This window comes from Chelativorans sp. ZYF759, from assembly GCF_012911015.1.
GTDB lineage: Bacteria > Pseudomonadota > Alphaproteobacteria > Rhizobiales > Rhizobiaceae > ZYF759.
The window spans coordinates 73,466-86,767 of the sequence record NZ_WVVV01000001.1 but is presented as its reverse complement, the minus strand read 5'-3'; the positions used below and the strand labels follow the sequence as shown (position 1 = coordinate 86,767).

Sequence of the window (13,302 nt, the reverse complement as noted above, 5' to 3'; positions counted from 1 at the left end):
TTCATTTGCATAAGCAGATTTGACGCCCTGAGATATCCATATATCATTGAACGTAGGCAGATAGATTTATCATTACAGATTGTGGTCGCGGATGTGGCCAGCGCGGGCGGCGTTCAGATGAAGCCCGCGGCGACAGTGTGTGATGCTGCCTTGGCCCCGCTGACCTCAGCGCATGTCCGCCCACGCCGGACAGGGCCTACCGAACAACAGACCAGGAGGGATGAACCGCATGAGTTCTCAAACCGTAGCCCAGCCGACCGACGTCCAGGATTATGGCGATGATCCGCTCGCCGTCCGTGAGACCGACAAATATGTCGGTGAATACGTCAAGAGCTTCGTGGAGAAGTGGGACGAGCTGATCGACTGGGAAGGCCGGGCCAAAAGCGAGGGCCAGTTCTTCATCGACGTTCTGCGTGCCCGTGGCAAGGAAACTGTCCTGGACGTGGCGGCCGGCACCGGATTTCACTCCGTGCGGCTGACGCAGGCTGGTTTCAACGTCACCACAGCGGACGGTTCGGGCGAGATGCTCGGCAAGGCCTTCGCAAACGGCCAGGCGAGGGGAATTGTGCTGAAAACGGTTCAGGCTGACTGGCGGTGGCTCAACCGAGACATCCAGGGCAAGTACGACGCCATCATTTGTCTCGGCAATTCATTCACCCACATGCATGAGGAGAGCGATCGCCGACGCGCGCTGGCGGAATTCTATGCCGCGCTAAAGCATGACGGCATCCTCATCCTCGACCAGCGCAACTACGATTCGATCCTCGATCACGGTTTCTCGTCGAAACACAAATACTACTACTGCGGGGATCGTGTGACGGCCGAGCCCGAGCATATCGATGAAGGTCTTGTCCGCTTCAAATACTCCTTCGACGATGGTTCCGAGTACACGCTGAACCTGTGCCCCATACGCAAGAACTACGTGCGCAAGCTGCTCCAGGAAGCGGGCTTCCAGCGGGTGCGTACATATGGCGATTTTCAGGAAACCTATCAGGAAGCCGAGCCTGACTTCTTCGTTCACGTGGCCGAGAAGTCTGCCCTGCAACTGAAGCGCTGGGGCGGGGTCTCCCGTCTCGACGACCAACCGGATGTGCGTGACGTCACCGAGAGCTACTACGACAGTGACGATGCCGATACATTCTATTCCACCGTGTGGGGCGGCGAGGATCTTCACATCGGGATCTACGACACGACAAATGACATCCGTGAGGCAAGCGCGGAGACGGTCGACCGCATGGCTGAAATGCTGGAGAAGATCGATGCCGATACGAAGGTGCTCGACATCGGCGCTGGCTACGGCGGCTCCGCGCGTCGGATCGCCAGGAAGTTCGGCGCCAGCGTGCGTTGCCTCAACATTTCCGAAACCCAGAATGACACCAACCGCCACAAGAACAATCGCTTGGGGCTCTCCGACCAGGTCTCGGTGGTCCATGGCGTCTTCGAAGACATTCCCGAGCCCGACGGCAGCCACGACATCGTCTGGTCGCAGGATGCAATCCTGCATTCCGATCAGCGTGCACAGGTCCTGGCCGAGGTCTACCGGGTCCTCAAGCCGGGTGGCGAATTCATCTTCACCGATCCGATGCAGGCGGATGATTGTCCGGAAGGCGTGCTGCAGCCGGTCTACGATCGGCTCAACCTGACCAGTCTCGGTTCATTCCGCTTCTACCGCGAGGCGGCCCTGGCGCAAGGTTTTCAGGTGTTGGACCAGGTCGATCTGACGGCCCATCTGCGCAACCACTATGCGCGCGTCCGCGAAGACCTGATCGCCAATTACGACAAGCTGACCGGTTCGGCCTCCAAGGATTATCTGGACAAGATGATCCAGGGTCTCGAGAACTGGGTGAAGGCTGCCGATGCCGGCCATCTCGCCTGGGGCATTCAGCGGTTCCGCAAACCGGCTGCGTGATCCGGAACAACGACCGCAAAACGAACGAGCGGCGGCCTTTGGGCCGCCGCTTTGCTGTCAGGTCCTGCCGATCTCGCGCTCAAACGCCGCCAGCGAGTCGGCGAGGAGCGAGACGATCTCCTCGATATCCTGCGGCGATACGATCAGCGGCGGGGTCAACATAAGCCATTCGCCGAACTTCCCGCCGGCCGTTCTGCGTGTATACAGCAGCAGGCCGCGTTCCTGCGCGAGTGCGATGATCCGCTCGACAGCGCGGGTCTCTGACGCAAACATGGCCTTGCTGTCGCGATCGGCGACGATTTCCACCGCATTGAGCAGACCGAGCCCTCTGACGTCGCCGATGATGGAGCTTGCGCCCATGAGAGCCTGGAGTCGCTGCCGCAGGAGCACGCCCATGTCGCGCGCATTGGCGATCAGATCGTGGTCCATCATTTCCTGGACGACGGCCAGACCGACGGCACAGGAGAGCGGATTGGCCGAGTAGGTGTGGCCGTGCATGAAGCCGCCGGAGGCCACGACCGTGTCGACCATGGTAGCCGGGGCCAGCACCATGCCGAGCGGCGTGTAACCGGCAGCAATTCCTTTGGCGAGCGTCACAAGGTCGGGACGGGCATCGGGCCAATGATCGGCCGCCAGGAAACTCCCGGTTCGCCCCGCGCCGCTCATTACCTCATCGTAGATCAGGAGCACACCGTGTCTGTCGCAGATGTCGCGGACTGCACGGTAGTAATGGTCAGGCGCCACCAATGCGCCGGTCGCAAGTCCGCCGACCGGCTCCATGATGAAGGCCAGCACCGTTTCCGGGCCTTCGGCCAGGATCGCCTCTTCGAATGCAGCCGCGCATCGGCGGGCGTTGCTGTCGACGTCGTGGTTTTCCGGGAGGCGATAGGTAAAGGGGGCAGGTACCTTCGGCATGACCAGCATTCCCGCGCCGAACAGCGCATCGGAATCGGGGTCGCCCGTCACCGCCGCCGCGCCAAGAGTAGCGCCATGATATCCCGGGTTACGCCCCAGCACCTTCCATCGTTCGGGTTCGCCCCGCGCGACGGCATATTGGCGGGCAAGCTTGATTGCGGCCTCGGTGGCCTCCGATCCTCCCGACGTGATGAAGGCCCGATCCAGACCCGGTCCCGCCAGGCCAGTCACAAGATCGGCCAGATCGATATTCGCCTGGTTCTCGAAGACCGCGCGGCTGGCATAGCAGACCTTTTGCGCTTGCCGCACCATGGCATCCAGCACCCGCCGGTTGCCGTAGCCTATGTTGGTCACCACCGGACCCGACGAGCCGTCAAGGTAACGACGGCCGTCCATGTCCCACATGTGGATGCCGGAGGCATGTGAAATGACGGGGCGCGGAGTGGCGGGTTCTGGACCGTAAAAAAGCTGAATCGGCCCGCCATGGGCGCGCGGTTCGATCCGCCCGCCCCGACCCGGTTGCTCGGCTGCCTCACCCATTTCAGTCTCCCCCCAGTTGGACCGGCGGGACGCTAGCGCGCCGCGGGAGAAGAGGAAATGGCGGCCGGGTGGGAAAGCAAAAATAGGTCGTGGAAAAGCGACCGCTGGCCTGCCAACGGCGCCAACGCCGCTCCCCGACAGGGGATGGCGTCGGCAGAACGGAACGTTGGAAAAGGAAACTAGGCGCGCTGCGCGGAGGGAGCGACGGGACGGCCGGTGGGCCGAACGGGCTTCTTCTTGCCGGGCAACAGGCCTTCGCGCTGCGCCTGCTTGCGCGCCAGCTTGCGGGAGCGGCGAACGGCTTCAGCCTTCTCGCGGGCACGCTTCTCGGAAGGCTTTTCGTAGGAGCGGCGGGCTTTCATCTCACGAAAAATGCCCTCGCGCTGCATCTTCTTCTTCAGCGCCTTGAGAGCCTGGTCCACATTGTTGTCGCGAACGAATACCTGCAATGTTCTTCCTTCTTCTGTTTTGATGGTCGATAACGGAAAAGCCGATCATCCCCTGGAGGGGTGGCCGACACCGCATGACACGATTCGGGAGGCCGACAATCGGCACAAACCGCAGCACCAACATGCCGCGCGGGGGTTCATGAGCCCCACTACACCTTTTCAATATAAGGCGGCTCGACGGAAAAGGCAAAGCCGAAGGCTAAAGGCCGGCTCGGGCCAGGAGACTAAGCACCCTCTGTGGGTCCACGCCGATGAACGACTGGATTGCCACGGCGACCTGATGGGGCTCCAGGCCGGAAAGGAAACCGAGAATATCGTCGTCGTCCGGCGCCTGACCGTTCCACATGACCCGGCAGAGCCGTTCCTGGGTGCGTGCATGTCCCGTGCCCGTCAGCACTTCGTCAACGTAGCGACCATAAAGGATGCACTCGGAAAAATGCCGGCGCGCCGCGATTGCCGCGGCCCAATGTCGCCCGTGCAGCATCTCGATATGCCGGCACATGCCCAGGACTGTTTCCCGCTGCCACGCAATGAGCGTGGCGATGTAGTCATGCGCGTGGACAGGGTGCCGTTCGAGACCCAGCGCGTGGCCCGCATTGGCGACCCATTGGCGATGCGTTGGAGGGGTACCATCTCCAATTCCATCGGTCTTTCTGTAAAAGCTAAGGCCGCCAGAACCGAAGAGCGTCGAGCAGTCGAAGGGACGCACGAAGATCACGTCCGAATCGCAGTAGATGAGAACGTCCTCATCGACCTTTTCGGCAATGGCGATGCGCCGCATCTGCTGAACGTGCCAGCCGCGCAGCGGTGGTGTGCGAAATGACAGCCAGATGTGGCGACGCATCAGGCTGCTAGGGTCGCGAAAGGCATGGAGCCAACCCGGCAGAACGTCGCGTTCGTCGACCACGACCCGTCCTGGACCTTCGAGCTGACGGAATAGATCGACGTCGTGGCCTGCAACGAGCAGATAGTGGCGGCGTGCACCCGTCACCCAGCGATCCATAGATTCGCACAAGAGGCGACAGCGCTCGAAGTCCGGCCCATGGCTTGCCGTCACCATCGCGAAGACCGGTCGATCCCGGCTCACCGTCTCCATCAGTTCAGGAAGGACATGGGTGTTCATCGCCCCCTGCCATGCGAGGTCAGCTTCTGGCGAATCACGCGCAGCAGAAACAGCGGGTTCCCCAGTATGTAGCGCCGCCACATCCGTTCCGGCTCCAGCACGAGACGATAGACCCATTCGATACGCAGCTGCCGCATCCAGAGAGGCGCCCGGGCAACCTGGCCGCTCAGGAAGTCGAATAGCGCCCCCACCCCGATCGCCAGCGTGCAATGATCGGCAGTCACGTATTCTGAAATCCAGAACTCCTGCCGCGGCACCCCCATGGCAACGAGCAGGATGTCCGGCTTGATGGCGCGGAGTTCTTCCAGGATAGCGTCCTGTCGATCGACGTCGAAATAGCCATCGTTGATGAACACGAACCTCAGATTCGGGGCAATCGCCTCGAGCTTGTCCCGGGCCAGGGAGCCGTGTTCCGTGCGCGATCCGACCAGCCCGACGGTGATCGGTTCGTCGAATTCCCGCAGAAGATCGGGCACGAAATCCGTACCGTTGAGGTTTTCGGCAAAGGCATCGCCATAGAGAACACGGGAAGCGATATCGACGCCGATCCCGTCGGGAAGAACAACGAAGTGATCGAGTGCCCGGGCAAAATCAGGCACCGTACAGGCAATGTTGGCGTTGTGGGCGTTGAGAAAGGCCAGCCGCGTAAACCGCTTCTGAGCGATCACCTCCTTGAGCAGCGCAATTGCCTCGGACCGGTGCAATGACAAGACCTTCGTGCCTAGGACATCGCGCACGTCGGTTGGCATCATGTCTCCCGCGGAATGCTGGATGTTCATGCCGCGATCCTTGTTCTCTTGCAGGCAAGGCTCCGCAGCCCGCGTGCCAGCGCGTCGTCGAGCGCAGCACGCTGACGCGCGTGGAAGTCGCGGCCATCCAGGTCCGGTGCGCTGCGGCGCGCGATACCGATCATGGCGGCGGCGAAAGCGCGCGGGTCGTCGGTCACGTGACAATTGCCCGGACGTGCTTCCACACCGCGCAACGACGCCGTGGTCGCCACGGCCGGGAGTCCAAGCTCGAATGTCTCGATCGTTTTCAACTGGACGCCAGTTCCCGCGCGGCTGAACAGTGGCACGACTCTTCCGCCGCGCAAGAAGGCCGTCGCGTCGGGAACACGTCCCACGAACCGGATTCCAGGATGATTGGAAGAAATCCCATTCGGCACGCTTCCGGCGATTTGGACGGTAAGTTCGGGGGGAAGGTGCGGCACTACCTCGTCCAGAAACCAGCGCAGTCCGATGAAGTTGGGCTGCCAGGTCCATGTTCCGATAACCGCTGCATCGTAGCTGGCTTGACGTGGGGATGGCGGCTCTGGATCTTGGCGACTGACAAGCGGAAGATACGCCCCACCCTCAGCGCCAGGGCCGAGGGATTTCAGGTCTTCTGGTGCAAGCGTGAAGACAAACCGGGCTCGCGCGCATAACCGACGTTCGAGATCCTGCAGCAACCGCGCTTCCCGTCGGAAGAGGGCGGCCTTGTAGCCTGTCAGGGAGCTTGCATTCTCGCGCGCCGATACATGCTCGACATTGTGCGCCAGATAGATGCTTGGCCAATCGGCAAAAACCTGCTCGAACGCCCCCGCGAACTGCACCGAGTTCAGGATGACGCCATCGAACGGACCATGCTGATGAAGCGCCTGGCGCAGTTGGTCCGCCGACACCTCCAGAAGCTTGGATGACGAAAACGTCGTCCCCGAGGAAATGGCCCGCGCCAGCCACTTGAGCCGCACCGGCCATGGTGCGGTGTCGGTGCGGACGTCGATCTCGCCCAGCACCATGGTGCGGTCGGGATCGGCGACGGGACGGCCCGGCCAGGAAAAGCCGACCACCGTCACGTCGACACCGGCACGGCACAGCCCGTCGAGGATCGCCCGATTGGCGATCTCGTAGCCGCTGCCGACGCTCGTCGTCGGCACGATGGATGTCGCAAACAAGAGTTTCATCGCTAACCTTCCCGATACGCCGAATACAGGTTTCGGATGAAAACCTGACTAAGCCGATCGCTAACATTCTTAATTGTCGCGCAAAGCCGACCGCGATCGGCAAGACGATTAACGCGACCTTAAGCGCCGCGCGTATTAGCTGCAGGCGAGGCAGAGCGCGATTTCATGACCGAGACCGGCACATCCACGCACACGATCGGGCTTCGTTCGCCGGGTTTGGAGCCCGAGGCGATCGAGTGCGTCGTCGTGGTTCCCACATTCCGCCGGCCCGACCACCTCATCGCGACCCTTCGTTCGATCCTCGGGCAGGAGACTGCGCGCAGCTTTGCCGTGATCGTGGTCGAGAACGAGGCAGAGCAGCGCGAAGGTCTCGCCGCCGCCGGCCCATTTTTCGAAACGGGCGAGGCGCAGGGCCTCTGTATCGTCGCCCACGAGCGCGGCAATTGCTGCGCCTATAATGCGGGCTGGGAGACGGCCCTGTCGGTCTTTCCGCGCTTTCGCTACCTGCTGTCGATCGACGATGACGAGCTGGCCGATATAGGCTGGATGGAGAACATGTGCTCTGCGGCGGAAGCGCTCGGTGCCGACATTGTCGGAGGGCCGCAAGTGCCGGTGTTCGACAACCCTGCCCATGCGCGCTGGGCCGACCATCCGGTTTTTTCTCCTCCCCATCAAAGAACGGGGAGGGTCGAGGCACTGTATTCCTCCGGCAATCTTCTGCTGACCCGCCAGGTCCTCATGGCGATGGGACCGCCCTTTCTCGATCTGCGTTTCAATTTCATGGGTGGTGGCGATTCCGACTTTCTGAGCCGTGCCCGCAAGAAGGGTTTCGTGCTTGCCTGGTGCGCCGAAGGCCAAGTTCACGAGACCATCCCGCCGCGCCGGCTCGAATCGGACTGGATCAGATCCCGCTCGCTGAGAAACGGCGTCATTTCAACACTGGTGGAGCGCGGCTACCGGGCCGACAGCCCATGGGGTCGTATGCGCGTCACGGGCAAGAGCCTGGCGCTGCTGGCCGCCTCCCCGCTGCGAGCGACCGCCAGGCTGGTCACGAAACGATGGCCAGCATCGGCGATCTATCCGGTATATGTCGCGGCAGGAAGGGTTCTGGCCGAATTTGGCTACGTCAATGAACAGTATCGTCAGCCAGAGAAGAATTGAGCCGGCCGCCGACCGGGCGACCGACGGGGCAGCGGCCATTGCGTCCGTCGTCGCGACACTCATCCTCACAGCGCTATTTCTGACGTTCCGGCCCTTCTCGTCATCCAGCGAGGCCGTCGGCACGGGTGGCGATCCGCTGAACCAGCTCGGCTACGGGGTGATGGGAGCGCTGGCGCTTCTCTCCATGCTGATGCTCGCCGACCGACGGACCGTCCTGTCGATCATCAGCCCCTGGTGGCTTCTTCTGCTTCTTTTCGCCGGCATATCCGTGCTGACCTCGCATGACAGCGACGGCGCGCTCCGCTCTTATGCCTTCACGGTGATCGCGATAATCAGCGTGGCGGCGGTCCTTAGTCTTCCGCGCGACATGGGCGCATTCACCCTCGTCCTCACCTTTGCCTCGGTGGTCACTCTTGGCCTTTGCTATTTCGGTGTCTTCCTGCTGCCGGGATCGGCGGTCCACGGCGCGGTCGGCCCGGAGCCCGAACATGCCGGGATGTGGCGAGGGGTCTTCTCGCACAAGAACATTGCCGGCCCCGTGGTGGCGTCCATCGGCTTCGTGGGGCTCTTTCTGATGCGCCAGGGCCGTCTCGCGCTCGGCGCGGCCATCCTTCTCGCCGCTTTCGTCTTCGTCTGGAACACCGGTTCGAAGACGGCCGCCGGCCTCCTCCCCATTACGGTACTGGTGGTGCTGCTGCCGCGTTTCCTGGGTCTGCATCGGCTGACATCGCTTGCCGTTGCTGTAGGCCTCGTGCTCGGGGCGGTCGCAACGATCGGCATCGCGCTTTTCGATCCCGTGGCCCGGCTTGCGGAAGCGAACCTGCCCGACATGACCTACACGGGACGACTGGCCATCTGGGAATTCTCGCTCGACATGATCGGGCGACGCCCCTGGTCCGGCTATGGATATGAGAGCTTCTGGGGCGCGGTGGCGGTCAACCAGACCGACATGCATTTCGACATGGCCTGGGACGTGCGCAACATCGTGCACGCGCATAATGGCTATCTCGATGTCGCGCTCACCATGGGGCTGCCGACGCTGGTCGTCGCCATCCTCGTCTTCGTGTTCATACCCCTGCGCGACTATGCGCGCGCTCCGCTCTTCAGGACCAACGTGCTTTTGGCCGATCTCTTCCTGATGATGCTGACCTACACCCTCCTCAACGCCCTTCTGGAAAGCTTCTTCTTCCGGCGCGCGGACCCCGTCTGGATGGTTTTTGTCCTTGCGGCGCTCGGCTTGAGACTGGTGTCGCGGTCCACGATCCCCGAAAAGTCGCACGCGTAGCCCCCGCTCCGAGCCGGCGGTGCCTCAGTCTGTAATCTGCGGGTTCGCCCAACCCGTTTGCCGCTCCAGGCGGGAATACCTATATATTCAGACTGAAGCATAGGAGCGTTCATGCTAGCGAAACACACGACCGTCGAGAATATGGCTCATGACATCGGGGTCGATGCGGCCGTGTTCGGAGCTGCGCTGCGACGCGCGAATTTTTCGCCGCGAAAGGCAAGGGGAGACCGGGAAGTCAAAATCGGCAGCGAAGAATACTCCGCGATGCGGACCGTTCTCGTTACCCTTCTGCGTCGCGATACGACCCACTAAGGGCCTGCCGGTCCTGACGTCCAGAAGCGCCCCCCTGGCGTGATCGGCAATTTGAGACACGACCTTCCGACCCGCTGCATTGCACGAAATCGTCATCCGGTCCAAACAGTCTGCCGAAGAAGCTAATCTTGCGGGAGGAATGGACCATGGGCATCAAGGTGGTACTCGTGGGCTGCGGCAATATGGGCCGCGCAATGCTGTCAGGCTGGCTCACGGCCGGGCGCCTTGCCCAGGAAGACGTTGCGGTCGTCGAGCCCGGTCACGACAATGCTGAAAAGGCCCGCAAGCTCGGGGTCAAGGTCGTGGCCGAACCGGCCTCTCTCGAACACGGATTGCGCCCTGAACTGATCGTTCTGGCCATGAAGCCGCAATCGGTCGGCGAAGTGGTGCCAGCCTATCGCACCTTCGCGGAATCCGGCAGCGCGTTCGTGAGCGTGGCCGCGGGCACGTCGATCGCAGCCTTCGAGGCCATTCTGGGCTCGGACACGCCCATCCTGCGATGCATGCCCAACACGCCCGCCTCGATCGGCAAGGGCATGATGGTCCTCGTCGCCAACGCCAATGTCGATGGACCGACAGAGAAATTTGTCGCCGACCTCCTGTCAGCGAGCGGGGAAGTCGCACGGATCGCCGACGAGGGTCTGATGGACGCCGTCACGGCGGTGTCGGGCTCGGGGCCGGCATATCTCTTCCACTTCGTCGAATGCCTGACCAAGGCGGGCGAGAAGGCCGGGTTGCCGGGCGACGTGGCAGCGCTCCTGGCGCGCCAGACCGCTTTCGGCGCAGCGAGCCTGATCATCGAAACGGAGGAAGACCCTGCCGAACTGCGTCGTCAGGTCACGAGTCCCAACGGCACGACGCAGGCCGCGCTCGACGTTCTGATGGGCGAGCACCGACTTCTCGAACTGATGGAAAAGGCCGTCGAGGCGGCACGCAATCGCTCGGAGGAACTCGGCCGAGCCTGAGCTGTCAGTAGGCGCCCGCCAGAAGGGATTGGGTCCCCGGGTCTTCCAGCACGTCCAGCAGGCCGCTCGAGATCGCAAACATGATGCAGGCGATCGCCAGGCTGTGCAGCGAAAACCGCCCATAAACCTGCCCGAGCTTCTCGGCGAAGTCGCGCTTGGCCTTCGCGCTGCGGGGCCGCGTGGCATTGTCGAGATAGAGCCACACCTCGGTGCTGCTGGGTTCCTGCCGTTTGATGAAATGAGCCTTCCACACCAGGATGCCCGCCATGAGCAGGGTGAGGGTCGCACCGGCCTTGAAGGCGAAAGAGGGATCGGCCGAAAAGAACATCATGACGATGTAGATCGCGATGCCCGCCAGGAAAACGAGCCTTGCCGTGCAGAAAGTCGCAATTTTCTGGATCTTATCCATGGAGATGATCCCGGATCTGGTTCCCGATACATCCTTTCCAGAAAATCTTCGACGAAAGTATAAGTTCCCACAATTCACGCTTTTGCGATGCCGTTTCGCGGCAGCGCGGCTTTCGCGCCCCTTTTTGCCGACTGGGCCAGCCAGGGACCGCGAGCATTGTAAATTGCACCCAGTAAAGGCAAGATCGACCTTCGCACCCTCTTTTCGCTGCAAAAGCGGCGGGGAGAGCGCGGGAGGGGAAGATTTGGCAACCGGAATAAGCTTCGTCATCGCGGACGACCACCCGCTATTTCGTGGAGCCCTCAGGCAGGCCTTGACGGGCATAGACGACCAGAGCCGGATAATCGAAGTCGGAGACTTCGAAGGAGCCAAATCCCTTATCGGCGGCGGTCAGGAGATCGATCTCGTTCTTCTCGACCTTTCCATGCCCGGCGTCAGCGGTCTTTCGGGCCTTGTCGCGCTGCGCGGGATGGACGCTTCCTTGCCGATCGTGATCGTCTCCGCACATGACGACGCAGCCACCATTCGCCGGGCCTTGGAGCTGGGCGCATCGGGCTTCATATCCAAATCCGCCAGCATGGACGAAATCCGGGGCGCCGTGCGCCGGGTCATCGACGGCGAGATCGTCAAGCCGGCAGGCATGGAACTCGGTGTCGAAGGCGATCCCGAGATCGGCGACCTCATCGCGCGGCTTCGTACGCTGACGCCGCAGCAGACGCGCGTCCTGTCCATGCTGGCCGAAGGGCTCCTTAACAAGCAGATCGCATTCGAACTCCATGTTTCGGAAGCCACGGTGAAGGCCCACGTTTCCGCGATCCTTCAGAAACTCGGGGTGGATAGCCGCACACAGGCGGTGATCCGGCTTTCGCGTATTGCCACGGAGCCGCTGGCGACGGAGGGCTGAACCACGGGTGCTTGGCATCTTCGCCTACATCGTCCAAAAGACTGGAAACCCAAGCCGCCAAAGACATGGCGCGCAATTCGTGTTCAGGTCCAGTCATGCGCTACCAATCCCCGATCTCCCCCGGTGTCTCCTGGTATGAGGATTCGGTCGGTGACCGGCCCACCTACCCCGCACTGAACGGCGATGCGCGTGCAGATGTCGCGATCATCGGTGGCGGTTTCACCGGTTTGTCGGCTGCTGTCCATCTCGCGAAGTCCGGCGTGCGCGCGCTCCTTCTCGAACAGTACCGCTTCGGCGATGGCGCCTCGGGTCGCAATGGCGGACAGTTGAACACCGGCCAGCGCACCGGCGTCGACGAGCTCGAGCAGGAACTGGGATGGACCCGCGCCAAGGCGCTTTTCGACCTTGCCGAGGAAGCGAAGGCGCATCTGCTCGAATTCTCCGAGGCCAATGGCATCGACATCGACTACCGGCCCGGTCATCTCTCCGTGGCGCACAAGAAGCGCTACGTCGCCGAATATCGGGCCTATTGCGACTATCTCACCGACCGGGTCGGCTATCCTCATGTCAGCTTCATGGATGCCGAGGAGACGGCCTGGCGGGTCGGCTCGCGACGCTATTTCGGGGGCATGCGGGATGCGGGAACCGGTCATATCCATCCGCTGAAGCTGCTCGTCGGCACAGCGCGCGCGGCAAGCGCGGCCGGCGCGCTGCTGCATGAGAATACGCCCGTCACCGCCATCGAGACCGCTGGCGGCAAGGTGATCGTCAGAACCCCTTCGGGCACGGTGACCGCCGACAAGGTGCTGGTGGCGACGAATGCGCATGGGCGCGATCTCGATCCCGTCTCGGCCGCCCACATCATGCCGATCGGATCCTTCATCGGCGCCACCCCGCCGCTGGGCGACGACAGTCCCGTCCTGCCGGGCGGCGAGAGCGTCGACGATTCACGCTTCGTGGTGCGGTACTTCCGCAAGACGGGCGACGGGCGTCTTCTCTTCGGCGGTCGCGAAATCTATTCGACCTCCGATCCCAGCGACATCGAGAACGCCATCCGCCGTCAGATCGCGGAAGTGTATCCGGATCTGGCGGATGTCGAACTGACGCATGCGTGGGGCGGCTATGTCGGCATCACCATGCCGCGCAAGCCCTTTATGCGCGAGGTGAAGCCGAATGTGATCTCGATCGGCGGTTTCTCGGGCCATGGGGTGATGCTGGCCAATTTCGCCGGCAAGCTCTACGCGGAAGCGGTATCGGGCAACCGCGACCGGCTCAAGCTGTTCGAGGAACTGAAGATACCGGCATTTCCCGGCGGCAAGGCCCTGCGTCCCGTGCTGCTCTATCTGGCGCTGAACTGGTACGCGCTTCGCGACCGCATCTGAGCCGGG

The 13,302-nt window shown here is 62.3% G+C and carries 12 protein-coding genes; 6 read left to right on the top strand and 6 right to left on the bottom strand.

The window, feature by feature from the left end; genetic code table 11:
* Positions 1-229 precede the first annotated feature (229 nt).
* Positions 230-1,909: a methyltransferase domain-containing protein gene (locus GRZ55_RS00395; RefSeq protein ID WP_169284903.1), complete on the top strand. Its 1,680-nt coding sequence runs from the start codon at positions 230-232 to the stop codon at positions 1,907-1,909.
* 57 nt (positions 1,910-1,966) lie between these two features.
* Here GRZ55_RS00395 and GRZ55_RS00390 read toward each other — a convergent pair whose 3' ends face one another.
* The 5 genes from GRZ55_RS00390 to GRZ55_RS00370 all read right to left on the bottom strand — a co-directional run bounded on the left by GRZ55_RS00390 (position 1,967) and on the right by GRZ55_RS00370 (position 6,878).
* Positions 1,967-3,364: an aspartate aminotransferase family protein gene (locus GRZ55_RS00390; protein WP_169284902.1), complete on the bottom strand. Its 1,398-nt coding sequence runs from the start codon at positions 3,362-3,364 to the stop codon at positions 1,967-1,969.
* 179 nt (positions 3,365-3,543) lie between these two features.
* The gene (rpsU, locus tag GRZ55_RS00385; RefSeq protein WP_169284901.1) at positions 3,544-3,813 is read right to left on the bottom strand and encodes a 30S ribosomal protein S21; all 270 of its coding nucleotides are present in this window, start codon (positions 3,811-3,813) and stop codon (positions 3,544-3,546) included.
* Positions 3,814-4,012: 199 nt separating this feature from the next.
* Entirely contained in the window at positions 4,013-4,936 is a 924-nt protein-coding gene (locus GRZ55_RS00380; protein WP_246734441.1) for a DUF6492 family protein, read from the bottom strand.
* Positions 4,933-5,715: a WecB/TagA/CpsF family glycosyltransferase gene (locus tag GRZ55_RS00375; protein ID WP_169284900.1), complete on the bottom strand. Its 783-nt coding sequence runs from the start codon at positions 5,713-5,715 to the stop codon at positions 4,933-4,935. The genes GRZ55_RS00380 and GRZ55_RS00375 overlap by 4 nt, the downstream gene beginning before the upstream one ends.
* Positions 5,712-6,878 (bottom strand): glycosyltransferase family 4 protein, encoded by a 1,167-nt coding sequence (locus GRZ55_RS00370; protein WP_169284899.1) that lies wholly within the window; start codon positions 6,876-6,878, stop codon positions 5,712-5,714. Before GRZ55_RS00370 ends, GRZ55_RS00375 begins: the two co-directional genes overlap by 4 nt.
* A 165-nt stretch (positions 6,879-7,043) precedes the next feature.
* On the opposite strand from GRZ55_RS00370, the gene GRZ55_RS00365 reads away from it, so the two are divergent.
* From GRZ55_RS00365 to proC, 3 genes are all read left to right on the top strand, one after another.
* Complete coding sequence (locus tag GRZ55_RS00365; RefSeq protein WP_169284898.1) at positions 7,044-8,039, top strand: glycosyltransferase family 2 protein; 996 nt, start codon at positions 7,044-7,046, stop codon at positions 8,037-8,039.
* The gene (locus tag GRZ55_RS00360) at positions 8,008-9,324 is read left to right on the top strand and encodes an O-antigen ligase (protein WP_169284897.1); all 1,317 of its coding nucleotides are present in this window, start codon (positions 8,008-8,010) and stop codon (positions 9,322-9,324) included. The genes GRZ55_RS00365 and GRZ55_RS00360 overlap by 32 nt, the downstream gene beginning before the upstream one ends.
* Before the next feature lie 458 nt (positions 9,325-9,782).
* Positions 9,783-10,601, top strand: coding sequence for a pyrroline-5-carboxylate reductase (gene proC, locus GRZ55_RS00355; RefSeq protein WP_169284896.1), 819 nt, complete (start codon positions 9,783-9,785; stop codon positions 10,599-10,601).
* Positions 10,602-10,605: 4 nt separating this feature from the next.
* Here proC and GRZ55_RS00350 read toward each other — a convergent pair whose 3' ends face one another.
* A complete protein-coding gene (locus GRZ55_RS00350) occupies positions 10,606-11,010 on the bottom strand; it encodes a hypothetical protein (RefSeq protein WP_169284895.1) in 405 nt (134 codons plus the stop codon).
* Between the two features lie 244 nt (positions 11,011-11,254).
* Here GRZ55_RS00350 and GRZ55_RS00345 point away from each other — a divergent pair, with 244 nt between their 5' ends.
* Entirely contained in the window at positions 11,255-11,914 is a 660-nt protein-coding gene (locus GRZ55_RS00345) for a response regulator transcription factor (RefSeq protein ID WP_169284894.1), read from the top strand.
* Between the two features lie 95 nt (positions 11,915-12,009).
* Complete coding sequence (locus GRZ55_RS00340; RefSeq protein WP_169284893.1) at positions 12,010-13,296, top strand: FAD-binding oxidoreductase; 1,287 nt, start codon at positions 12,010-12,012, stop codon at positions 13,294-13,296.
* The last annotated feature ends 6 nt before the right edge of the window (positions 13,297-13,302 follow it).

Coding starts and splice junctions, on each gene's coding strand:
- GRZ55_RS00395 (WP_169284903.1), top strand. CDS start 230: ATGAGTTCTCAAACCGTAGCCCAGCCGACCGACGTCCAGGATTATGGC.
- GRZ55_RS00390 (WP_169284902.1), bottom strand. CDS start 3,364: ATGGGTGAGGCAGCCGAGCAACCGGGTCGGGGCGGGCGGATCGAACCG.
- GRZ55_RS00380 (WP_246734441.1), bottom strand. CDS start 4,936: ATGAACACCCATGTCCTTCCTGAACTGATGGAGACGGTGAGCCGGGAT.
- GRZ55_RS00375 (WP_169284900.1), bottom strand. CDS start 5,715: ATGAACATCCAGCATTCCGCGGGAGACATGATGCCAACCGACGTGCGC.
- GRZ55_RS00370 (WP_169284899.1), bottom strand. CDS start 6,878: ATGAAACTCTTGTTTGCGACATCCATCGTGCCGACGACGAGCGTCGGC.
- GRZ55_RS00365 (WP_169284898.1), top strand. CDS start 7,044: ATGACCGAGACCGGCACATCCACGCACACGATCGGGCTTCGTTCGCCG.
- GRZ55_RS00360 (WP_169284897.1), top strand. CDS start 8,008: ATGAACAGTATCGTCAGCCAGAGAAGAATTGAGCCGGCCGCCGACCGG.
- proC (WP_169284896.1), top strand. CDS start 9,783: ATGGGCATCAAGGTGGTACTCGTGGGCTGCGGCAATATGGGCCGCGCA.
- GRZ55_RS00350 (WP_169284895.1), bottom strand. CDS start 11,010: ATGGATAAGATCCAGAAAATTGCGACTTTCTGCACGGCAAGGCTCGTT.
- GRZ55_RS00340 (WP_169284893.1), top strand. CDS start 12,010: ATGCGCTACCAATCCCCGATCTCCCCCGGTGTCTCCTGGTATGAGGAT.